We start from the raw sequence: 20361 nt of genomic DNA, 5'->3' as shown, positions 1-20361 counted from the left end.
CCCACATTGGGCATTGGTGATGTTGAAACAGGTCAGTTCAATTGCAGGGTTTCATTGAACTGGCTGATCGCATCCACTACATGCCGCGAACCCTGCTGAATCTCGAGGATCACCTCGCCCGCCTCGTTCGCCAGTTCCACGCCCAGCCCGGTGCGACTCAGACTCGACTGCATACTCGACACTGCGCTCAGCGACAGGTCATGGTTCTTGCGCACCACGTCGACGATTTCCACAGTCGCCTGACTGGTCCGCGCCGCGAGGCTACGCACCTCGTCCGCTACCACGGCAAAACCGCGCCCGTGTTCCCCGGCACGCGCCGCTTCAATCGCCGCGTTGAGCGCCAGCAGATTGGTCTGATCGGCGATGCCGCGAATGGTCTGGACGATGCTGCCGATAATGTCCGACTGTTTGCTCACCGCATCGATACTCACCGCCGCCTCGTTCAGGTCGCGGGAAATGTCCTGAATGATCTGCACGGTCTGCTGCACCACCTGTGAGCCTTTTTGCGCGCAGGCGTCGTTTTGTACCGAAGTGCTGTGGGCCGATTCCGCAGCATTTTGCAGGGTGGTCATCTGCTTGGTGATGTCACTGGCGAACTTGACCACTTTGTACAAGCGGCCCTTGGCGTCGAACAGCGGGTTATACGAAGCCTCCAGATAAACCATCTGCCCGGACTTGTTCTTGCGTTCGAAACGGTGCGAGTGATATTCGCCGCGGTTGAGCGAAGCCCAGAATGCCTTGTACTGCGCGGATTCGGCTTCGGCGCGGTGACAGAACAGGCTGTGGTGCTGGCCGACAATTTCATTGTGCGTGTACTGCATGGTTTGCAGGAAGTTGTCGTTGGCGCTGATGACATTGCCTTCAGGGGTGAACTCGATCACTGCCATGGAACGGCCGATCGCCGCCAGCATGGCTTCTTCTTCATGCTCTTTGTTGATGCGTGCGGTGATGTCCGCCGCCACCTTGATGACACTTCTGACTTGTTTGTCGGGCCCGAATACCGGCATGTAACTGGCTTCAAGCCAGATTTCCCGACCGCTCTTGTTCAACCGCAGAAATGTCCCGCTGAGGGGTTCGCCACGGGCCAGGTCGCGCCACAACTTCGCGTAGTTCTCGCTGCGATAAAAGCTTTCTTCGCAGAAGATCCGATGGTGTTTGCCGCGCACTTCATCGGCGCTGTAGCCCATGGTCTTGCAGAAGTTCTCATTGGCGTCGAGGACGATGCCTTCGGGCGTGAACTCGATCATGGCCATCGAGCGGCTGATCGCTTCGATTTTCGCGTTGGCCTCGGTCAGCGCGCAGCTGAAGCGCTCGATTTCCCGCAGGTCAGCCTTGCGATGTAGGTTGAACATGGTTGTATCACCTTCCGCGCGTTCTTTGATTTGATGAAAGTCCAGGTCCTTCAAGATCCACCACTACGTTCCACAGAACAGGCACACGCCTTCCTCCAAGGGAGGAAGTTGTCAGGTGATAAATGATGATCAATCGGAGGGGTCGTGCAGCGACGCTCTGATCAAGACATCCTTTTCTTGATAGCCCGCATGCGGGCCAGCCCTAACGCGTAGAAGAACTTCCATGTAGGTGACGCTCCTTGTTGGTTCAGTGTCGGTGCCTTGGATCGCGCACTCTGGCAGCATGAATCACGGACCAACCCTGCGCCGCTGTCATGGATGGCATGACGGTCGACATGGTTAGTTACCTGCAAGGATAGCCAGCCTGACGCCGGGCGCAAGGCCACTAGTCGGCCAGTATCTGGCATTTTTTGTACAAGAAACGGTTCAGCGCGGGGAAAAATGGTGCCTGGGCGGACGCTTTCGCGAGCAAGCTCGCTCCCACAGGGAATCGATCCCCCCTGTAGGATTGAGCCTGCTCGCGATAGCGTTAGTTGCAGCACCACAAAAACATCAGAAAAACACTACAAACTTCCCCTTACCTTGGCCGCCACCTCCCCCGGCACCCAAACCGCCCACACCTGCGGCTGATCACGCAAAAACGCCTCGGCCACCGCCCGCGGTTGCAGGCGTTTTTCACTCATGCCGGCCAGTGTCTGGTTGAGCAGATCAATCGGCAGATCGACTTTTTCAAAGAACGCGACCAGCTCCGGGTACTGCGCCTTGAACGGCGCCGACACGCCAATCGCCAGGCTCGCCGGCATCGAACGCGTGCCCTTTGGATTCGGGTTGTTGGCATCGGCCAGGGTTTTCCATGCCTCGGCATCGAACGGTGGCTCTTCCAGCTTCACCAGTTTGAACCGCCCGAGCAGCGGCGTGGGCGACCAGTAATAGAACAGCACCGGTTTGCCACGTTTGATCGACGACGCCACCTCGGCATCCAGTGCCGCGCCAGAGCCGGTACGGAAGTTGACGAAGCTGTCAGTCAAGCCATAGGCCTTGAGCTTCTGGCTGTTGACGATTTCCGAGGTCCAGCCGGTCGGGCTGTTGAGAAAGCGCCCACGCTTCGGGTCTTCCGGGTCACGGAACACATCCTTGTAGCGCGGCAGGTCGGCGACCGATTTCAACTCCGGCGCCAGCGCCTTGATCCCGCGTTCCGGGTCGCCCTTGATCACGTATTCCGGCACCCACCAGCCTTCGGTGGCACCTTTGACCGTGTCGCCGAGGCCGAATACCTTGCCCTCGGCGGCAGCCTTGACCCACGCCGGACTGCGCCCGGCCCACTCTTCGCCGATTACCTGGATGTCGTTTTTCGCCAATGCTGCTTCCAGGCTGACGGTGCTGCCCGGAAGCGTATCGGTCGGATAGCCGTAGCCTTTTTCGACGATCAGGCGCAGCACTTCGGTGATGAAACTGCCGCTCTCCCAAGTGATATCGCCGAAGTGGATGGGTGCGGTTTTCTCCGCCGCTGAAACAGCGCCGACGCTCAGGCTCAGCGCCAGCAGCGTGCGGCCGAGCAGGGTTTTGATCGATGTCATGCAGACCTCTTTTCTTCCAGGAATTGGTTGGCGCTGTGGCGATCGCACAGCGCCTGGGAACGAGCCATGTACACGCTGACCGAACGCTGCGAGATGCCCAGCTCGGCAGCGATTTGCGGGTAGGTCAGGCCATCGATGCGCGCCAGCAGAAAGGTCGAACGGACCTTGGCCGGCAAGCGATGCAGGCTGCGATCGAGGCGATCGAGAGTTTGCGAGAGCTGAGCGAGGTGTTCAGGCGACGCCGCGACATCGAGGTCGGACTGCTGACGATGCCGGCGTTGCAGATCCGCACGGCGCCAGTGCTGATAAAGCAGACGTTGCGCGATCGTCGTCAGCAAGGCGCGAGGTTCGCGAATCGCCGTCAGCGATGGCGCTTCGAGCAATTGGGCGAAGGTTTCGCCAGCAATGTCTTCAGCACAGGCCACGTCGCGCGAGTGTCGACGCAGGTAATGACAGAGCCAGTGATAATGCGCGCGGAACAGGCGTTCCACGGTGTCGCGATGGGATTGATTGGCGCCGGACATAGGGGCTCCTGGGCAAGGGTCGCTGAATGTCCGGTGTTCCGGTGGCGCGATCGTAGCAAGGCGCCTTATGCGTTAATAATATTTAAATCTTCTTTTTATATTCGATTGGGAAATTACAGCCAGTTAACGCAAATTGCTGTAACCGCGATCTATCGCCTCCCGTTGATAGTCAAGGAGGATCTGATAGTCGTCTTCGCTGGCCGGCAAAATTTCAGGCAAACCCAAGGTCTGCATCACATCAGGCAATTCATTCAAGGCGCGATTCATCGCTTGCAGCAGCCGTTCGACCTGCTCGTCGCTGGCGCCGGCAGCCGTAATGAATGGCAGCGTGGGACTCAACGCACTGCCCGCGACCACGCGCAAACCGCTGACTTCTTCCGGCGCATGCCGGGAGATATAAGCGAACGTGACGCTGTCGATCGCGGCCAGATCGGCGAGGTTTTCCCGCAGCCAGCGCAGGCTCTCGCGGTGACCGCCACTGATGCCGACACTGGCGAAAAACCGGCCGTTCTCCTGCAGCGGTGCCAGACGCTGGCGCAGCAGGTTCATGCCGCTGTTGGAGTCTTCGCTGTTGATCACGCCACGGCTATGGCAAAACTCCGCCAAGGTGTCGCGCGGATCATCGGCGCGGCCAAGGATCAGGCTGCAATGCTGGCCGGCGCTGGCGTCAGGCAATTCATAGCGCGGCCGACCGATGACGCGAACCCGGCCACGCAGCGCTGTCATCAGCGGATAGCCGCAGGTCTGAGTGAGTAGCAGATCGGGTGATAACCACAGTTCGGCCAGCGTCAGGTTTGTCGCGTCGAGACGGCTATGGCCAAGGTGTTCGAGGATGCGCGTGAGCCACTGTTCATTGGCCACGCGGACGGGCTCGGGGGCTGGGTACATCAGCAGTTCGGCGTGGTGTTCGGTCATCGAAGCTTTTCCATTCGGTGAAATACCCTGTGGGAGCGAGCCTGCTCGCGAAGGCTTTGTCCCATTCAGAATAGTTTGGACTGATACACCGTTTTCGCGAGCAGGCTCGCTCCCACAGGGGTTTGCGGTGGCCTGACAATCAGTGAAACGGATGCTCAGGGCTATCAATCGGTTTGAAGCCATGTTGTCGCCACAGCTGTCCATACCCGCGCACGACAAACCCGCCACTGCGCGCAATCCACTGCTCGCGGTGCAGCCGGTAGACCTTGGGCAAGTCGTACCACGCCAGCCCCGGCAAGTCGTGATGCACCAGATGAAAATTCAAGTTGAGAAACAGCCAGCGCCATGGCCAGCCGGCCTCGTTGAGCACGGTGCGCTGCTCGGCCTGGGCATGCGGTCGATGCTCATGAAACGAACGGATCATCGCGATCGACAGTGCCGGTACGCTGATCAGCAACAGGTAATGCCACACCGGCAAAATGCTGTAGCGGGCAATGAAACCCAGCATCAGTAGAGTGACGAAGCCGTGGCTCAACCACATCAGCCAGGCTTGCGGATCAGCGTTTCTCAAGCGCTTTAGCTCCTCACGCGCCAACGCAATCAACGCCAGCGGCGCGCCAATCGCAAAGCGTCCGAGCACCGTTTTGTTCAGCCAGTGCACGCTGCGCTCGAACACCGAGCCGCCGTGCCAGTTGGCAGTGGTCAGATAGCGACTTTCCGGATCGATACCGGGCACCGTCAGATCGTCATCGCGGTGGTGCCGCAGATGACTGTCGCGATACAGCGTGTACGGATACCACACGGCAAACGGCGCGTAGCCGAGGATTTTATTGATGAATGTCGAGCGGGTCGGATGGCCGTGAAGCAGCTCATGCTGCAGCGACAACCACAACACCAGCAGCGGGATCAGCAGCAACGTACTCAAGCCGCGTCCCAGCCAGGCGCTGTTGAGTACGATGGCGAACCAGCCGGCGTACACACCGATCAGCAACAGCCAGGTCGGCCATTCGCTGCGGGCGGTAAAGCGCTGGCGCAGGGTTTCGATTTGCTGGCGATGCTTGGCATCAAAGTAAAAAGCCATGGCGCTGCTCGGAACGGGAATCGTCCCCTTCTGTGCAACTACGGCATTGAATCTTGCAGATTATTTTTCAGATGGAGTGGAAGCCCGAGAGACGGGCTTCCGAAGGGTTTGCTCAATGGCCGAAGATGTCGACTTTCTTGGCTTTCTTTTCTGCGCGTTTTTCAATCGCGGTCTTGGCCGGCTTCTTCTTCGCGGCTTTCTTTGAATCCATACCTTTGGACATGATCGATACTCCACTCACAGGGGTGTGAGTTCAGGTATACACCTATCCCGACCGGCGCGTTCTTTTATAATCGGCGCTTTTCGAACCGACAGTCCGAACCATGCCCGACATCCACTACAGCCAGCTCGACGAACCGTTGTGGCCGCTGATGAACAAGTTCTACCGCAGCCACCAGTCGTCGATGAAAGCCGTGCGCGAGGCGCAACTGTGGGTCGCGCGGCGCGGCGAGATCGTGGCGGCGCTGTGCCTGCGGCCGGTATCGGGCGGCCGTTGGCTGACGGGGTTGTTTGTCGATCCGGGGTGTCGCGAGCAGGGAATTGCCGGGCAGTTGATTGCGGCGGCGGTCAAGGATGTCGACGAGCCGGTGTGGCTGTTTTGCCATCCGGATTTGCGCGGGTTTTATGAGCGGCGCGGGTTCAGCGTTGATCCAGCACTGCCGCAGGCAATGGCCGAACGGTTGAGCCGGTATGCGCGGAGCAAGCCGATGATTGCGATGGGGCTGGTTTAAGATCAAAAGATCGCAGCCTTCGGCAGCTCCTACACCGATCCCTGTAGGAGCTGCCGAAGGCTGCGATCTTTTGATTCTGGTTAATCGTCAGCCATGGGATCAAGATCCGGGAACAGCACTTCAGTAAAACCGAACTTGCTGAAATCGGTAATCCGCGATGGATAAAGCCGGCCGATCAGGTGATCGCATTCATGCTGCACCACTCGCGCATGAAAACCCGAGGCCACGCGCATGATCGGCTCACCCTTGGGATCAAAGCCTTCGTAGCGAATCTGCTGATAGCGATCCACCGCGCCGCGCAGGCCCGGCACCGACAGGCAGCCTTCAAAGCCCTCCTCCGTCAGCGGATTCAATGGCGTGATCAGCGGATTGATCAGGATCGTCTGCGGCACCGCTTCGGCGTCTGGGTAACGCTCGCTGTGCTCGAAGCCGAAGATCACCAGTTGCAGATCGACGCCGATCTGCGGTGCCGCCAGACCAACGCCGCCGACGCTTTCCATGGTCTGGAACATGTCGTCGATCAGTTGCCACAGCTCGGCGCTGTTGAACATCTCCGGCGGAACCGGCGGGGCGATGCGCAGCAAACGCTCGTCGCCCATTTTCAGAATTTCACGAATCATGGTCGCGCTTCATCAGTGTCCGGCTTGAGCGAATGATCGCGGCCCAGGCCCGAGACGTGTTGTTTGGTGGATTCGTCGGGCTCGCCAGGGGCTTTCTCGCCCTTGTCCTTGCCCTCGGCGGACATGTGCTCGATCACCGCATTCATCTCTGCGCCGAGCAACAGTACCGCCGCGGAAATATAGAAATACAGCAAGAGCACGATGATCGCCCCGATGCTGCCATACATCGCGTTGTAGTTGGCGAAGGTTTTCACGTAGAAGGCAAAGCCCAGTGAGGCGAGAATCCACACCACCACCGCCAGCACCGAACCTGGGGTGATGAAGCGGAAGTCCTGTTTGACGTCGGGCATCACGTAGTAGATCAGCGCCACCGCGACCATCATCAGAATCACGATCACCGGCCAGCGCGCGATGGTCCACACCGTGACGATGAAGTCTTCCAGCCCCACTTGTGCGGCGATCCAGCCCATCACCTGCGGCCCGAGGACCATCAGCGCCGCGGCGATCAGCAGCATGCCGGCGATGCCGACCGTGTAGACGATCGACAGGGGAAAGCGCTTCCAGACCGGCCGGCCTTCGACCACGTCGTAAGCGGCGTTCATCGCGCTCATCATCAGGCGCACGCCGGCGGACGCGGTGTACAGGGCGATAACGATACCGATTGAAAGCAGACCACCCTTGGATTGCTGCAGCTGGTCGATCACCGGGTTGACCTGCTCCAGCGCCTGCGGCGGCAGGACCAGCTCGGATTGCAGGCGCAGCCAGGAGAAGAAGTCCGGCAGATGCAGGAAACCGATCAGGGCAATCAGGAAGAGAATGAACGGAAACAGCGAGAACAGCATCTGGTAGGCCAGTGCCGAGGCGTAGGTCGACATTTCGTCATCGACGAACTCAGTGACCGTGCGCACCATCACCCGGTGCAGGGGCAGACCTTTCATGTCCGGAAATATCATTCGCGTCTCCTTGCGCCGCAAAAGGTTGAAGTCGTGGCGACTCAGGGGCCGTTGTTTACCTCAAGGTAGCCTGTTTGGCGATCCTTTGGCGGATGACCGCAGGGTTCTGATACAAAAACGGCCATCCTTGGATGGCCGCTCGTGTGATTCGTTCAAGGCTCGGTTACGCCTTGTCGACGCCTTTCTTCACAGCGTCCTTGGCGTTGCCGACCGCTTGCTGGGCTTCGCCTTTTTTCTCTTGAACTTTGCCTTCCGCGCGCAGTTTGTCGTTGTCAGTGGCCTTGCCGACGCCCTGTTTGACGTTACCGACAGCTTCGTTGGCCATGCCTTTTACTTTATCGCCTGTGCTACTCATGGTGTTTCTCCGTGATGCATATAGGGAAGAAAAGTCATTACGTAACGATTGACCGGTGCGCTTGGCGCCGAGTTTCATTTATTTTGCCGGCATTTCGTCGTGGCACGCAGGTTGCGCTTTATGTTTGCCGGCGTTGCCCCGAGAATGCTCAGCCTACGGGCGTCGCGCCCCGCACACCGATTCGCAGGAATGTCATGAAGCTCAATAAAACCCAGGCCATCGCCCGTCGCAACCAGCAACTGGGCGGCGCCGTGCTCGGCACCAACAACTGCCACTTTGCCGAACTGAACCGCAACCGCAACATCTGGTGGTTCGACCTGCCGGTGTCGCGCCTGGCCATCGGTCAGTACGAGTGGATTCACTTGCTGCTGCACACCCCGGCCACTGATGAGTTGCTGCACTTGAAAGTGCCAACGGTGTTCCTGCGCGAAAAGCTCGAAGGCCTGGTGATTCGCAACGAAGGCAAACGCAAGGCGGCGCTGAGCCTGGAACTGAGTGCGGACAAGGATTCGTATCTGCAGGACATGCGTCCGGCCGGGACCAACGTGAATTTTGCGCCGTTTCGTCAGTAGGATTTGTGGCGTCTGCCCTTCCCCTCACCCTAGCCCTCTCCCAGAGGGAGAGGGGACCGAATGGGGGATATTCAAGAGATACGCCGACCTGATCGAGCTTGCCGAATCCATAATCGCCTCGGTTTTTCAGGTCGATGCACAACCCCAGACACCTTGGTCGGCTCCCTCTCCCTCGGGAGAGGGCCGGGGTGAGGGGCCGCTTCACCGCATGATCAAAGCCCTGCTCTGCACCCACAAAAAAGCCCCGCATCTGCGAGGCTTCCTGTTCAAGCGGCGCTCTTGGCCTTGAGCTTCTTCAGCTCTTCATCACGCAATTCGCGGCGCAGGATCTTGCCGACGTTGGTGGTCGGCAGCGCGTCGCGGAATTCCACCGAGCGCGGCACCTTGTAGCCGGTGACGTTGGCGCGCATGTGGTCCATGACCTGCTCCTTGGTCAGGGTCACACCCGGTTTGGCGACGATGAAAATCTTGATCGCCTCACCTGATTTCTCGTCCGGCACACCGATCGCCGCACACTGCAACACGCCCGGTAAAGTCGCCAGTACGTCTTCCAGTTCGTTCGGATAGACGTTGAAACCAGACACCAGAATCATGTCTTTCTTGCGATCGACAATGCGCATGTAGCCGTCCGGCTGGATCAGCGCGATGTCACCGGTTTTCAGCCAGCCGTCGCTGTCGAGCATTTCATCGGTGGCTTCCTGACGCTGCCAGTAGCCTTTCATCACTTGCGGGCCCTTGACGCACAGCTCGCCGATTTCGCCCAGCGGTTGCTCGACACCGGCATCGTCGATGACTTTGCACAGGGTCGACGGCACCGGAATGCCGATCGTGCCGATCTGGATGTGCTGGATCGGGTTGACCGTGGCCACCGGGCTGGTTTCGGTCATGCCGTAGCCTTCGCAGATGGCGCAACCGGTCACGGCTTTCCAGCGCTCGGCTGCGGCCAATTGCAGGGCCATGCCGCCGGACAGGGTGACTTTCAGCGCGGAGAAATCCAGCTTGCGGAAACCTTCGTTGTTGCACAGCGCCACGAACAGGGTGTTCAGACCGACGAAACCGCTGAACTTCCACTTCGACAGCTCCTTGACCATCGCCGGCAGGTCGCGCGGGTTGCTGATCAGGATGTTGTGGTTGCCGATCAGCATCATCGCCATGCAATGAAAGGTGAACGCATAGATGTGATACAGCGGCAGCGGCGTGATCAGGATCTCGCAGCCTTCGTTGAGGTTGGAGCCCATCAGCGCCTTGCATTGCAGCATGTTGGCGACCAGGTTGCGGTGGGTGAGCATCGCGCCCTTGGCCACACCGGTGGTGCCGCCGGTGTATTGCAGCACCGCGACATCGCCGCTGTCCGGGTTCGCTTCGGCCACTGGCTGGCCGTGGCCCTTGCTCAGCACGTCGTTGAACTTGATGGCTTTGGGCAAGTGATAGGCCGGGACCATTTTCTTCACGTACTTGATGACGCTGTTGATCAGCAGGCGCTTGATCGGCGGGAGCAGGTCGGCGACTTCGGTGACGATGATGTGCTTGACGCCGGTCTTCGGCACCACGGCTTCGGCCAGGTGCGCCATGTTCGCCAGGCACACCAGTGCTTTGGCACCGGAGTCGTTGAATTGGTGTTCCATTTCCCGCGCGGTGTACAGCGGGTTGGTATTGACCACGATCAGGCCGGCGCGAATGGCACCGAAGACCGCGACCGGGTACTGCAGGACGTTGGGCAATTGCACGGCGATTCGATCACCGGGCTGCAAGTCGGTATGCTGTTGCAGATACGCAGCAAAGGCACCGGACAGCTCGTACAGTTCACCGTAGGTGATTGTCTTGCCCAGGTTGCTGAAAGCCGGTTTGTTGGCGAAGCGTTGGCAGGATTGCTTCAACACTGCCTGAATGTTCGGATACTCGTCTGGATTGATCTCGGCTGCGATTCCAGCCGGGTACTTATCCTTCCAAAAGTCTTCGATCATGGAAGCCCACTCCTCAGCAACGCGAATTCTTCACCGCATTTGATGCGATTATTATTGGTGTGTGTTTTGTATTGGTGAATCCGGCGTTTTACAGGCCGAGAAGTCACAAAGCGCGCCGAGAGTAGCAGCTTTGCCAAGGGTCGACCAGAGCCAAACGTGGGCCCTACAGTCACATTGATGACTCAAGACTTGCCAGCGGTCATTTTAGAGCAAAAATCCTATTAACCTGTGAAAGCCCCGCTGCCAGGGGGATTTAAAGCAAAAGATCGCAGCCTTCGGCAGCTCCTACATTTGGAATGCGTTTCCTGTAGGAGCTGCCGAAGGCTGCGATCTTTTCGCTTGTAACCTTTAGGCGATATCCCGCAACTCGCGCCGCAGAATTTTCCCTACAGGCGTCATCGGCAACGACTCACGCAGCACGATGTGTTTCGGCACCTTGTAGGCAGTGAAATTCTCTTTGCAATAGGCCTTCAGCTCTTCCAGGCTGACGCCGGTTTCCCGCGCCACCACAAACAGCTTCACCGCTTCCCCCGAACGCTCGTCCGGCACACCGATTACCGCGCAGTTGGCGACTTTCGGGTGGGCCATGACCACGTCTTCGATTTCGTTCGGATACACGTTGAAGCCGGAGACGATGATCATGTCCTTTTTGCGATCAACGATGCGCACAAAACCGTCGGGGTCGATCACCGCAATATCGCCGGACTTGAACCAGCCCTCGGCATCCAGCACCTCAGCGGTGGCCTCGGGTTTGTTCCAGTAGCCCTTCATGATCTGCGGGCCTTTGATGCACAGCTCGCCACGCTCGCCTAGCGGTTGCTCGACGCCGTCATCGTTGATGATTTTCACCAGCGTGCCCGGCACCGGCAGGCCGACGGTGCCGAGGCGCGACTGATCGCCATACGGGTTGGTGCAGGCCACTGGCGAAGTTTCGGTCAGGCCGTAACCTTCGGTGATGCGGCAACCGGTCATCTGCTCCCAACGCTCGGCGGTGGCCTTGACCAGCGCGGTGCCGCCGGAGTTGGTCAGCTTCAGGCCGGAGAAATCCAGGGTCTTGAAATCGGGATGGTCCATCAGCGCAACGAACAAGGTGTTCAAACCCAGCAGTGCCGAGAAGCGCCAGTTTTTCAGCTCCTTGATGAAGCCGGCGATGTCGCGCGGATTGGAGATCAGCACGTTGTGGTTGCCCGACACCATCATGCACATGCAATTCGCGGTGAAGGCATAGATGTGGTACAGCGGCAGCGGCGCGATCATCACTTCCTGGCCCTCGCGCAACAGCGGCTGACCGTCCGGGCCGAGCTGGGCCAGACAGGCGCGCACCTGCTGCATGTTCGCTACCAGATTGCCGTGGGTCAGCATCGCACCCTTGGCCAGGCCAGTGGTGCCACCGGTGTATTGCAGCACGGCGATGTCATCGAGGCCGACGCTCAGCGGTTTGATACCCAGGCCACGGCCCATGCGCAGCGCACTTTTGAAGGCGATCGCCTGGGGCAGTGAATACTCGGGAACCAGTTTTTTCACCTTGCTGACCACGGTATTGACCAGCCAGCCCTTGGCGGCGGGCATCAGGTCGCCCATCTTCGCTTCGATCAGGTATTGGATATCGGTGTCGGGTAGCACTTCCTGGACTTTCTGCCCGAACAGGTTCAAGTACACCAGCGCACGCGCGCCGGAATCCTTGAACTGGTGGCGCATCTCCCGTGGCGTGTACAGCGGGTTGGTGTTGACCACGATCAGCCCGGCGCGCAGCGCGCCGAACACGGCAATCGGATAATGCAGAACGTTGGGCATCTGCACCGCAATGCGATCCCCCGGCACCAGATCGGTATGGGCCTGCAGGTAACCGGCGAACGCCGCGCTCTGGCGCTCGAGTTCGGCGTAGGTCAGGGTGATGCCCATGCTGCTGAACGCCGGGCGGTCAGCGAACTTCTTGCAGGAACGCTCAAACACTTCGATGACCGACTTGAACTCGCCCATGTCGATGTCCAGCGGTACGCCGGCCGGGCGTTTGTCATTCCAGAAATCAGGTTGCATTGTTCTTGTCCTCTTTACCTGAACCGATCCGGGAGCCGCTTTCTGTCGTTTCTGCTTCGTCCATTGAAGGCGAAAAGCACAAAGCGGAGCTTCACGGACACTAGCAGCTATGGCCATTGAGGCAAATATGACGCAAGCCGTCATTGATCGCGTGAATCTTCCCGCCGTGGCGTGGGCTGATCAGACGCGCTATACACTGTGGCGATGCTGAGCAAAGGAATCGCCATGACCCACGACACCTTCTGGCTGGATGCGAGTGACCGCAGCCGCCTGTACGTCAACCGCTGGCTGCCGGCCACGCCATTGAAAGCGGTGATTCTTCTCGCTCATGGCATGGCCGAGCACAGCGCTCGCTACGCCCGCCTCGCCGACACGTTTTGCGACAAAGACTATGGCGTCTACGCACCGGATCTGCGCGGCCATGGCCGCACCGCCGACAACGGCACCCTCGGCCATTTCGCCGATGACGATGGCTGGTGCAAGGTCGTTGGCGATCTGGCCAGCCTCAACCAGCACATCGGCCAGCAACATCCCGGCGTGCCGATCATTCTGCTCGGGCACAGCATGGGCAGTTATCTGGCCCAGGCCTATCTGCTGCACCACAGCGCCAGCCTGCACGGGGCGATTCTCAGCGGTTCGAATTTCCAGCCAGTGGCCCTGTATCGCGCCGCCCGGCAGATTGCCCGGCTGGAAAAACTGCGTCAGGGCGGCAAGGGTCGCAGCGCGTTGATCGAGTGGCTGTCGTTCGGCTCGTTCAACAATAAATTCAAACCGCTGCGCACCCGTTTCGACTGGCTGAGCCGCGATCCTGCCGAGGTCGACAAGTACGCCGCCGACCCGTTGTGTGGCTTTCGCTGTACCAATCAGTTCTGGATCGATCTGCTCGGCGGCTTGCAGCAAATCAGCAAAGCGTCCAATCTCGCGCAGATCGATCCGGGGCTGCCGCTGCTGGTGATTGGCGGCGAATGTGATCCGGTGAGCGAGGGCAAGCGTCTGACTGATCTGGCCAACGCCTTGCGCAGGGCCGGCAGCCAGCACCTGCAACTGAAGATCTACCCGCAGGCCCGGCACGAATTGTTCAACGAAAGCAATCGCGACGAAGTGACCGCCGATGTGCTCGCCTGGATCGACCAGGCCCTGAGCCATCCGCGCCCGCAGCGCAGCGAATAATTTTTTGTGGATTCACAGAAATCCGTCACAGGAAGCGATACCGATGACCCAGGTTACCAACATCCCTTACGAAGCCCTCGAAGTCGGCCAGACCGCCAGCTACAGCAAGACTGTCGAAGAGCGCGACATTCAGCTGTTCGCCGCGATGTCGGGCGACCACAACCCGGTGCACCTGGACGCCGAGTTTGCCGCCGCGAGCATGTTCAAGGAACGCATCGCCCACGGCATGTTCAGCGGTGCACTGATCAGCGCAGCGGTCGCTTGCGAACTGCCTGGGCCGGGCACTATTTATATCGGTCAGCAGATGAGCTTTCAGAAACCGGTGAAGATTGGCGACACGTTGACGGTGCGTCTGGAAATTCTCGAGAAACTGCCGAAATTTCGCGTACGCATTGCCACGCGCGTATTCAACCAGCGTGATGAGTTGGTGGTGGATGGCGAGGCGGAGATTCTCGCGCCGCGCAAGCAGCAGACGGTGACGTTGCCGACATTGCCGGCGATCAGTATTGGTTGATCGAAAAGATCGCAGCCTTCGGCAGCTCCTACTTTGGAATGCATTCCCCCGTAGGAGCTGCCGCAGGCTGCGATCTTCGCTTTCCAGACGCGCACAAAAAAACGCCAGACTAGCTGGCGTTTTTTGTAGCCGACTAACTCTTACGAGTTGGCACGAGCCTGGTTACGCAGGGCTTTCACCTGGTCGTGGTTGCGTTGTACGCCGTGGTACTGACGCTCAACCAGGTCACGAATACCCACCAGATTGTGCTTGCTGATTTTTTCCAGCGCTTCTTTGTAAGCCTTCAGCGCATGGTCTTCACCGCGCTCGGCTTCGTTCAGCACAGCCTCTTCGTCTTTGCCGGTGAACATCGATTTCACGTCGACCCAGCGACGGTGCAGATCACCGGCAACGCTGGTCGAGGTTTCCGGATCACCGCCCAGCGAACGTACCTGAGCCTGCAGCTCGGCAGCTGCGGTGGCGCAGTCGGCGGCGCGAGTCACAAACAGGGATTTCAGTTCTGGATGCTTGATGTCTTCGGCGCAAGTCTTGAACCCTTCCTGACCGTCCTTGCAGGTTTCAATCAGGTCGTTGAGTACAGAAATGGCTTCTTTATTCATGTCGGTCATTTTTCAATTCCTTGCGATGGGTTGAAGATGCAAGGGATATTGCAGTGTGCGTGCCAGCTTTCTGATCAATTAAAAATGCTTTATTTTCAATTGGTTACGAAAGATTGAACCATCTGTATGCTGGTTTTTTGCATGATCTGTCATTTGGCCTGCATGCAGAATGCCTGTATTTTCCAGACTGATCTGAAAACCAACGAAGCGTGCTGATGAATCCGGAAAAACTCGAACTGCTGATCACCCGCGAGATGCCTTTCGGCAAGTACAAGGGCCGAATCATTGCCGACCTGCCTGGCCCCTATCTGAACTGGTTCGCTCGTGAAGGCTTTCCCCACAGCGAACTCGGTGGTCTGCTCGCGCTGATGCAGGAGATCGACCACAACGGCCTGTCCGACCTGCTTGAGCCGCTACGCGCCAAACATGGCAAACCCGCCCCGCGCCACTGAAGCGCCCTCCTCTCTTGAGCCACGCCGACCATGCCTGACAACACCCGCCGAGCCCGTGATGAAGCTTTCTGGCAAACCTTTGCCGACCGATACGATGTGCAGCCCGGTCCGGTCAACCTGGAGAACGGTTACTTCGGGCGCCTGTCGCGCACGGTGATCGAGGAATACCAGCGCAACATCGAGCTGATCAACACCAGCAACTCGGTTTACGTGCGCCAGCGCTTTGAACAGCACGACAACCTCGAGATCCGCGCGCAACTGGCCGAACTGATTGGCGTACGCGCGCAAAGCGTGGCCCTGACGCGTAACGCCACCGAAGGCCTGCAATCGCTGATCCGCAATTACAATCGCCTGCAGCCGGGCGACCAGGTGCTGATCTGCGACCTCGACTACGACACGGTCAAAGGCGCCATGCGCTGGCTGGCGAAACACCGCGGCGTCGAGGTGATCGAAATTGCCCACCGCCATCCGGCCAGCTTCGACAGCCTGCTGGAAAGCTATCGCGAGGCTTTTGTCCGCCACCCGAAAATCAAATTGATGGCCCTGACCCACGTCACCCACCGCACCGGTCTGGTCATGCCGGTGCAGGCCATCGCCGCGCTGGCCAAAGAGCATGGGGTCGACATTATCCTCGACGGTGCCCACGCCCTCGGCCAGATCGAATTCGATCTGCAAGCGTTGGGCATCGCTTTCGCCGGCTACAACCTGCACAAGTGGATCGGCGCGCCGCTGACCCTTGGCTTTATCTACATCGCCCCGCAGCGTCTGGCCGACATCGATCCGGACATGGGCGAGATGCATTATCCGGTGACCGACATTCGCGCGCGCACCTCGTACAGCACGCCGAACATTCCAGCGCTGATGACCCTGCCGCTGGTGTTCGAAGAGCACAACGCCCTCGGCGGTGCCGCAGCCAAAAGCGCACGCCTGAATTACCTGCGCAATCTCTGGGTCAGCGCCGTGCGCCACCTGCCGGGCATCGAAGTAATGACGCCGGATGACCCGCAACTGTATTGCGGCATCACCTCGCTGCGTTTCACGCGTCATGAAGATCAACAGGTCATGGTTGAGCGCCTGCTCAGCGAGTTCAACCTGTTCACCGTGGTACGCACCGGCGCCGCGTCCGGGCCATGCATTCGCATCACGCCGGGGCTGACCACCACGGCTGGCGAGATGGAGCTATTGGTCCGCGCGTTGAACCACCTGCGCTAAAACCGCACAGCGTTATTCTTTTCGTAGCCTGCGAGGCCGATCTGCGAAGACACGGCAAAGGTATCGATGCCGAGGGTCTGGCAAGCGAAGGCGCCGTCTTCGAGATCCTCTCCGGCGATCGGCTGCAGCACCAGCAGTACAGCGTCCTCGGCGACGAGTGCGCAGCTGCAGCGGCCGGGCAGATGCAAGGTTCCGGCCCAGGCCTCGTGGTGTGCTGGCGCGCCGTTATCGTCACTGGGGATGTATACGTTCAGAGTGAGGCACGACGTGCCCGGCACCGGGCGATCCGGATAGACGCTGGTAAAACGGACGATGCCATGGTTATCGGTCAATTGATCGCCGCCCAGGCAGATGTTGGTATCGATCGTCTGTTGAATTCGCACCAGCGCGCCGCTGACCGGCTGGCCAGTCATGGCGTCGGCCAGCGACAGACGCAGGATCAGTGGCAGGCCTTCGACGCCTTGGCTGATGTTGCGCACCTGCGGTTGGCTGCGCCGATCGCGACTGCCGAGCGCCAACCGCTTCGCTTGATAACGGGAATGTGGCGCAAGGGGCAGAGACTGAAAATCGTCCATGAGGCGTTCTCTCTTCCATAAGATGAACGCAGGTTAACCCCGGCGAACGGACCGCGTGCGTTAACTATGTATCGCGGCATGTATGTTTACTTTCTTCGGCGCAAAAAAAAGGTGCGCCGACCAAGCGCACCATAAAGCCGTAAAGCACACAACGAGGTGTAGGGGTAAAGATCAGTCCAGCAGCGCCAGGGCCTCTGCGGTGCATTCCTGAATGCGGGCCCAGTCGCCGTTCTTGATCCACTCCGGATCGAGCATCCAGCTACCGCCCACGCACATGACGTTTTTCAGCGCCATGTAGCTCTTGATATTGGCCGGGCCGACGCCGCCAGTCGGGCAGAATTTCACTTCGCCGAACGGACCACCGAGGGCCTTGATTGCCGCTACGCCACCGCTGACTTCCGCCGGGAACAGCTTGAAGCGGCGATACCCAAGACCGTAGCCTTCCATGATCCCCGAGGCGTTGCTGATGCCCGGCAGCAGCGGAATCGGGCTGTCGACGCTGGCTTCGAGCAGGTCGCGGGTGATGCCCGGGGTGACGATGAATTGCGAGCCTGCCGCTTCCGCCGCCGCGAGCATGTTGCGATCGAGCACGGTGCCTGCACCGGTCATCAGTTCCGGACGCTGTTCGCGCAGGATCTGGATGGCTTTGAGGCCGAACTGCGAACGCAGAGTCACCTCCAGCGCGGTCAGGCCACCGGCGGCGAGGGCGTCGGCCAGTGGCAGCACGTCTTGTTCGCGGGCGATGGTGATCACCGGCAGGATCCGCGCTTTGGCGCAGAGACTGTCGATCAGGGCAACTTTGTCCGCCATGGAAACGGTCGGGGATGGGGTTGTCATAGCGGCTGTTCCTTGGCTCATGGGCACCAGTAAATCTCTAACGTAGGTTGCAGAAACGCGCGCACCGGCATGGCCGCGACGTCATCGGATGCCAGCGCGGCATTCAGGGTGGTCAGTTTCGATTGACCGGAAATCGACAGAATCTTGTGTTTGGCCGAAGCCAGCAGCGCACGGCTCATGGTCAGGCGCTGACGTGGCACGCTGGGCGCCAGCATCGGCCAGCAACGGCGCGTGCCATCGGCTTGCAGGGCTTCGGCGAGGTTCGGGCTGTCGGGGAACAGCGACGCGGTGTGACCGTCATCGCCCATGCCCAGCACCAGCACGTCGATCGGTGGCAGCTCGGCGAGCAGACGATCAGCCTGTTCAGCTGCCTGCTCGACGTTGGCCGCCGCGCTGTAGAGGCTGAGGAACTGCGCCTTCGCCGCCGGACCTTTGAGCAGGTACTGCTTGAGCAGACCGGCGTTGCTGTCGGCGTGTTCGACCGGCACCCAACGCTCGTCGGCCAGGGTCACAACGACCTTCGACCAGTCCAGCTCCTGCCTGGCCAGGTGCTGGAAAAACGCCACCGGGCTGCGCCCGCCGGACACCACCAGCACCGCGTTGCCGCGCGCGGCAATGGCCTCGCTCAGTTGCTTGGCAACGTTCAGCGCCAGGCCTTCGGCAAGCAAAACCGGGCTGTTGAATTCGTGGGCAGTCACGCCCGCCGGCAGTTGCACATCAGATATCGCCATACCACGACCTCCCGTCCCGCGTGATCAAAGCAATGGAGCTCATCGGCCCCCACGACCCGGCCGCATACGGCTTGGGCGCGTCGCCGGATTTTTTCCACCCGGCGATCAGCTGGTCACACCACTTCCACGCGGCTTCGATTTCATCTTTACGGACAAACAGGTTCTGATTGCCGTTCATCACTTCCAGCAACAACCGCTCGTAGGCATCGGGGATCCGCGCGCTACGCCAGGTGTCGGAGAAATTCAGTTGCAGCGGCCCGCTGCGCAGTTGCATGCCCTTGTCCAGGCCCTGCTCTTTGGTCATCACGCGCAAGGAAATGCCTTCGTCCGGTTGCAGGCGAATGATCAGTTTGTTGCTGATCTGCAGGCGCTGCTCCGGGGCGAAGATGTAATGCGATGGTTCCTTGAAATGGATGACGATCTGCGACAGCTTTTGCGGCATGCGCTTGCCGGTGCGCAAATAGAACGGCACGCCGGCCCAGCGCCAGTTGCGGATATCGGCACGCAGGGCGACGAAGGTTTCGGTGTCGCTCTGGGTATTGGAATTCGGTTCTTCGAGGTAGCCCGGTACCGATTTACCTTCGCTGTGACCGGCGATGTACTGGCCGCGCACCACTTGTGTGGTCAGGCCTTCCGGGCTGATCGGCGCCAGCGCCTTGAGCACTTTCACCTTTTCGTCACGGATGCTGTCGGCGGACAGGTCGGCCGGTGGGTCCATGGCGATCAGGCAGAGCAACTGCAACAGGTGATTCTGGATCATGTCGCGCAGTTGGCCGGCCTTGTCGAAGTAGCCCCAACGGCCTTCGATGCCGACCTTCTCGGCCACGGTGATTTCCACGTGGGAGATGTAATTCTGGTTCCACTGGGTTTCGAACAGGCTGTTGGCGAAACGCAGGGCGATCAGGTTCTGAACGGTTTCCTTGCCCAGATAGTGGTCGATGCGGTAAGTGCGGTCTTCCGGGAAGAACTGCGCCACTGCGTCGTTGACCTTGCGCGACGATTCCAGGTCAGAGCCGATCGGCTTTTCCAGGACCACACGGGTGTTCTCGGCCAGACCGACTTTTTCCAGGTTCTCGCAGATCGCGCCGTACACCGCCGCCGGGGTGGCGAAGTAGGCGATCATGCGCTGGCTGCTGCCGGCCAGTTCCGCCAGCGCCACGTAATCTTCGGCCTTGAGGAAGTCGACGTGCAGGTAGGTCAGGCGCGCGAGAAAGCGTTCGGCCACAGTTTCGTTCAGCTCTTTGCCGACGTAACGGCGCAATTCGGCGGCGATGAACGCCATGTGCTGCTGCTCGCTGCCGGGCTCACGAGCCAGCGCGATGATCCGCGTGTCTTCGTGCAGCAGGTCGGCACCGTCAAGGTGATAAAGGGCAGGAAACAGCTTGCGCAGGGCCAGATCGCCCAACGCGCCGAACAAGGCAAAGGTGCACGGTTCAACCGTAATGGAAGGCATGATGTTTGTTCTTTTATCAAGTTAAGCTACAAATACCTTTTTTCAAGGCATCACTCAAGGGAAAATGTAGTAATAACCACAACATTTTCGCAGAATACTCAATCCGAGTGGTGGTCGCCCGGACGCATCAGTAGGAT

Annotated in this window: 20 protein-coding genes and 2 pseudogenes; 6 read left to right on the top strand and 16 right to left on the bottom strand. The window is 59.5% G+C overall.

What is annotated here, in order from left to right:
* Positions 1–32: 32 nt before the first annotated feature.
* The 6 genes and pseudogenes from AC0Z4S_RS14570 to AC0Z4S_RS14545 form a co-directional block, all read right to left on the bottom strand.
* Positions 33–458, bottom strand: a pseudogene (locus AC0Z4S_RS14570) (methyl-accepting chemotaxis protein); the annotation flags it as partial.
* Positions 459–575: 117 nt separating this feature from the next.
* Positions 576–1247, bottom strand: a pseudogene (locus AC0Z4S_RS14565) (PAS domain-containing protein); the annotation flags it as partial.
* Between the two features lie 668 nt (positions 1248–1915).
* On the bottom strand, positions 1916–2929 hold the full coding sequence (locus AC0Z4S_RS14560; RefSeq protein ID WP_485623512.1) for an ABC transporter substrate-binding protein: 1014 nt from the start codon (positions 2927–2929) through the stop codon (positions 1916–1918).
* Positions 2926–3453, bottom strand: a complete 528-nt coding sequence (locus tag AC0Z4S_RS14555) for a sigma-70 family RNA polymerase sigma factor (RefSeq protein WP_485623510.1) — start codon at positions 3451–3453, stop codon at positions 2926–2928. The genes AC0Z4S_RS14560 and AC0Z4S_RS14555 overlap by 4 nt, the downstream gene beginning before the upstream one ends.
* A gap of 123 nt (positions 3454–3576) precedes the next feature.
* Positions 3577–4368, bottom strand: a complete 792-nt coding sequence (locus tag AC0Z4S_RS14550) for a phosphate/phosphite/phosphonate ABC transporter substrate-binding protein (protein ID WP_485623509.1) — start codon at positions 4366–4368, stop codon at positions 3577–3579.
* Between the two features lie 139 nt (positions 4369–4507).
* Complete coding sequence (locus AC0Z4S_RS14545) at positions 4508–5449, bottom strand: fatty acid desaturase (RefSeq protein ID WP_485623508.1); 942 nt, start codon at positions 5447–5449, stop codon at positions 4508–4510.
* A gap of 323 nt (positions 5450–5772) precedes the next feature.
* On the opposite strand from AC0Z4S_RS14545, the gene AC0Z4S_RS14540 reads away from it, so the two are divergent.
* Positions 5773–6180, top strand: coding sequence for a GNAT family N-acetyltransferase (locus AC0Z4S_RS14540; protein WP_485623506.1), 408 nt, complete (start codon positions 5773–5775; stop codon positions 6178–6180).
* 80 nt (positions 6181–6260) lie between these two features.
* On the opposite strand, the gene def is transcribed toward AC0Z4S_RS14540, so the two are convergent.
* The 3 genes from def to AC0Z4S_RS14525 form a co-directional block, all read right to left on the bottom strand.
* Positions 6261–6800 (bottom strand): peptide deformylase, encoded by a 540-nt coding sequence (gene def, locus AC0Z4S_RS14535; protein WP_485623505.1) that lies wholly within the window; start codon positions 6798–6800, stop codon positions 6261–6263.
* Positions 6797–7753: a YihY/virulence factor BrkB family protein gene (locus tag AC0Z4S_RS14530; protein ID WP_137213982.1), complete on the bottom strand. Its 957-nt coding sequence runs from the start codon at positions 7751–7753 to the stop codon at positions 6797–6799. The genes def and AC0Z4S_RS14530 overlap by 4 nt, the downstream gene beginning before the upstream one ends.
* A gap of 163 nt (positions 7754–7916) precedes the next feature.
* Positions 7917–8108: a CsbD family protein gene (locus AC0Z4S_RS14525; protein ID WP_042607250.1), complete on the bottom strand. Its 192-nt coding sequence runs from the start codon at positions 8106–8108 to the stop codon at positions 7917–7919.
* 194 nt (positions 8109–8302) lie between these two features.
* On the opposite strand from AC0Z4S_RS14525, the gene AC0Z4S_RS14520 reads away from it, so the two are divergent.
* Positions 8303–8680: a hypothetical protein gene (locus tag AC0Z4S_RS14520; protein ID WP_042607251.1), complete on the top strand. Its 378-nt coding sequence runs from the start codon at positions 8303–8305 to the stop codon at positions 8678–8680.
* A 266-nt stretch (positions 8681–8946) separates the two neighbouring features.
* Here AC0Z4S_RS14520 and fadD1 read toward each other — a convergent pair whose 3' ends face one another.
* Positions 8947–10644, bottom strand: a complete 1698-nt coding sequence (fadD1, locus tag AC0Z4S_RS14515) for a long-chain-fatty-acid--CoA ligase FadD1 (protein ID WP_123418887.1) — start codon at positions 10642–10644, stop codon at positions 8947–8949.
* Positions 10645–10992: 348 nt separating this feature from the next.
* Entirely contained in the window at positions 10993–12681 is a 1689-nt protein-coding gene (gene fadD2, locus AC0Z4S_RS14510) for a long-chain-fatty-acid--CoA ligase FadD2 (RefSeq protein ID WP_485623503.1), read from the bottom strand.
* Positions 12682–12906: 225 nt separating this feature from the next.
* Here fadD2 and AC0Z4S_RS14505 point away from each other — a divergent pair, with 225 nt between their 5' ends.
* Entirely contained in the window at positions 12907–13851 is a 945-nt protein-coding gene (locus AC0Z4S_RS14505) for an alpha/beta hydrolase (RefSeq protein WP_253504695.1), read from the top strand.
* A gap of 43 nt (positions 13852–13894) precedes the next feature.
* On the top strand, positions 13895–14365 hold the full coding sequence (locus AC0Z4S_RS14500; protein WP_003227420.1) for a MaoC family dehydratase: 471 nt from the start codon (positions 13895–13897) through the stop codon (positions 14363–14365).
* A 140-nt stretch (positions 14366–14505) separates the two neighbouring features.
* On the opposite strand, the gene AC0Z4S_RS14495 is transcribed toward AC0Z4S_RS14500, so the two are convergent.
* On the bottom strand, positions 14506–14973 hold the full coding sequence (locus tag AC0Z4S_RS14495) for a ferritin-like domain-containing protein (protein WP_485623502.1): 468 nt from the start codon (positions 14971–14973) through the stop codon (positions 14506–14508).
* Between the two features lie 206 nt (positions 14974–15179).
* Between AC0Z4S_RS14495 and AC0Z4S_RS14490 the strand changes: the two genes are divergently transcribed.
* Together AC0Z4S_RS14490 and AC0Z4S_RS14485 are read left to right on the top strand one after the other, a co-directional pair.
* Entirely contained in the window at positions 15180–15416 is a 237-nt protein-coding gene (locus AC0Z4S_RS14490) for a DUF3820 family protein (protein ID WP_429394300.1), read from the top strand.
* A 30-nt stretch (positions 15417–15446) separates the two neighbouring features.
* A complete protein-coding gene (locus AC0Z4S_RS14485) occupies positions 15447–16628 on the top strand; it encodes an aminotransferase class V-fold PLP-dependent enzyme (RefSeq protein ID WP_485623501.1) in 1182 nt (393 codons plus the stop codon).
* Here the strand turns inward: AC0Z4S_RS14485 and AC0Z4S_RS14480 are convergent.
* The 4 genes from AC0Z4S_RS14480 to zwf all read right to left on the bottom strand — a co-directional run bounded on the left by AC0Z4S_RS14480 (position 16625) and on the right by zwf (position 20224).
* Positions 16625–17203, bottom strand: coding sequence for a hypothetical protein (locus tag AC0Z4S_RS14480; protein WP_485623500.1), 579 nt, complete (start codon positions 17201–17203; stop codon positions 16625–16627). The two genes, AC0Z4S_RS14485 and AC0Z4S_RS14480, sit on opposite strands and share 4 nt — an antisense overlap.
* A gap of 171 nt (positions 17204–17374) precedes the next feature.
* The gene (locus AC0Z4S_RS14475; RefSeq protein WP_016773539.1) at positions 17375–18040 is read right to left on the bottom strand and encodes a bifunctional 4-hydroxy-2-oxoglutarate aldolase/2-dehydro-3-deoxy-phosphogluconate aldolase; all 666 of its coding nucleotides are present in this window, start codon (positions 18038–18040) and stop codon (positions 17375–17377) included.
* A gap of 17 nt (positions 18041–18057) precedes the next feature.
* The gene (gene pgl, locus AC0Z4S_RS14470) at positions 18058–18771 is read right to left on the bottom strand and encodes a 6-phosphogluconolactonase (protein WP_485623499.1); all 714 of its coding nucleotides are present in this window, start codon (positions 18769–18771) and stop codon (positions 18058–18060) included.
* Positions 18758–20224 carry a glucose-6-phosphate dehydrogenase gene (zwf, locus tag AC0Z4S_RS14465; RefSeq protein WP_016773537.1) on the bottom strand — a complete coding sequence of 489 codons (1467 nt, stop codon included), beginning with the start codon at positions 20222–20224 and terminating at the stop codon, positions 18758–18760. Before zwf ends, pgl begins: the two co-directional genes overlap by 14 nt.
* Between the last annotated feature and the right edge of the window lie 137 nt (positions 20225–20361).

The organism is Pseudomonas sp. 1L-B-1-E-C1, from assembly GCF_057291835.1.
Note: the sequence above shows the minus strand (reverse complement) of the source record. Positions and strands in the feature narration are given on the sequence as shown.

Bases quoted from the DNA above. Each gene is read 5' to 3' on its own strand.
- AC0Z4S_RS14480 (WP_485623500.1), bottom strand. From the start codon at position 17,203: ATGGACGATTTTCAGTCTCTGCCCCTTGCGCCACATTCCCGTTATCAA.
- zwf (WP_016773537.1), bottom strand. From the start codon at position 20,224: ATGCCTTCCATTACGGTTGAACCGTGCACCTTTGCCTTGTTCGGCGCG.
- fadD1 (WP_123418887.1), bottom strand. From the start codon at position 10,644: ATGATCGAAGACTTTTGGAAGGATAAGTACCCGGCTGGAATCGCAGCC.
- fadD2 (WP_485623503.1), bottom strand. From the start codon at position 12,681: ATGCAACCTGATTTCTGGAATGACAAACGCCCGGCCGGCGTACCGCTG.
- AC0Z4S_RS14495 (WP_485623502.1), bottom strand. From the start codon at position 14,973: ATGACCGACATGAATAAAGAAGCCATTTCTGTACTCAACGACCTGATT.
- AC0Z4S_RS14520 (WP_042607251.1), top strand. From the start codon at position 8,303: ATGAAGCTCAATAAAACCCAGGCCATCGCCCGTCGCAACCAGCAACTG.
- AC0Z4S_RS14505 (WP_253504695.1), top strand. From the start codon at position 12,907: ATGACCCACGACACCTTCTGGCTGGATGCGAGTGACCGCAGCCGCCTG.
- AC0Z4S_RS14525 (WP_042607250.1), bottom strand. From the start codon at position 8,108: ATGAGTAGCACAGGCGATAAAGTAAAAGGCATGGCCAACGAAGCTGTC.
- AC0Z4S_RS14545 (WP_485623508.1), bottom strand. From the start codon at position 5,449: ATGGCTTTTTACTTTGATGCCAAGCATCGCCAGCAAATCGAAACCCTG.
- AC0Z4S_RS14475 (WP_016773539.1), bottom strand. From the start codon at position 18,040: ATGACAACCCCATCCCCGACCGTTTCCATGGCGGACAAAGTTGCCCTG.
- AC0Z4S_RS14500 (WP_003227420.1), top strand. From the start codon at position 13,895: ATGACCCAGGTTACCAACATCCCTTACGAAGCCCTCGAAGTCGGCCAG.
- AC0Z4S_RS14555 (WP_485623510.1), bottom strand. From the start codon at position 3,453: ATGTCCGGCGCCAATCAATCCCATCGCGACACCGTGGAACGCCTGTTC.
- AC0Z4S_RS14490 (WP_429394300.1), top strand. From the start codon at position 15,180: ATGAATCCGGAAAAACTCGAACTGCTGATCACCCGCGAGATGCCTTTC.
- AC0Z4S_RS14485 (WP_485623501.1), top strand. From the start codon at position 15,447: ATGCCTGACAACACCCGCCGAGCCCGTGATGAAGCTTTCTGGCAAACC.
- def (WP_485623505.1), bottom strand. From the start codon at position 6,800: ATGATTCGTGAAATTCTGAAAATGGGCGACGAGCGTTTGCTGCGCATC.
- AC0Z4S_RS14530 (WP_137213982.1), bottom strand. From the start codon at position 7,753: ATGATATTTCCGGACATGAAAGGTCTGCCCCTGCACCGGGTGATGGTG.
- AC0Z4S_RS14550 (WP_485623509.1), bottom strand. From the start codon at position 4,368: ATGACCGAACACCACGCCGAACTGCTGATGTACCCAGCCCCCGAGCCC.
- pgl (WP_485623499.1), bottom strand. From the start codon at position 18,771: ATGGCGATATCTGATGTGCAACTGCCGGCGGGCGTGACTGCCCACGAA.
- AC0Z4S_RS14540 (WP_485623506.1), top strand. From the start codon at position 5,773: ATGCCCGACATCCACTACAGCCAGCTCGACGAACCGTTGTGGCCGCTG.
- AC0Z4S_RS14560 (WP_485623512.1), bottom strand. From the start codon at position 2,929: ATGACATCGATCAAAACCCTGCTCGGCCGCACGCTGCTGGCGCTGAGC.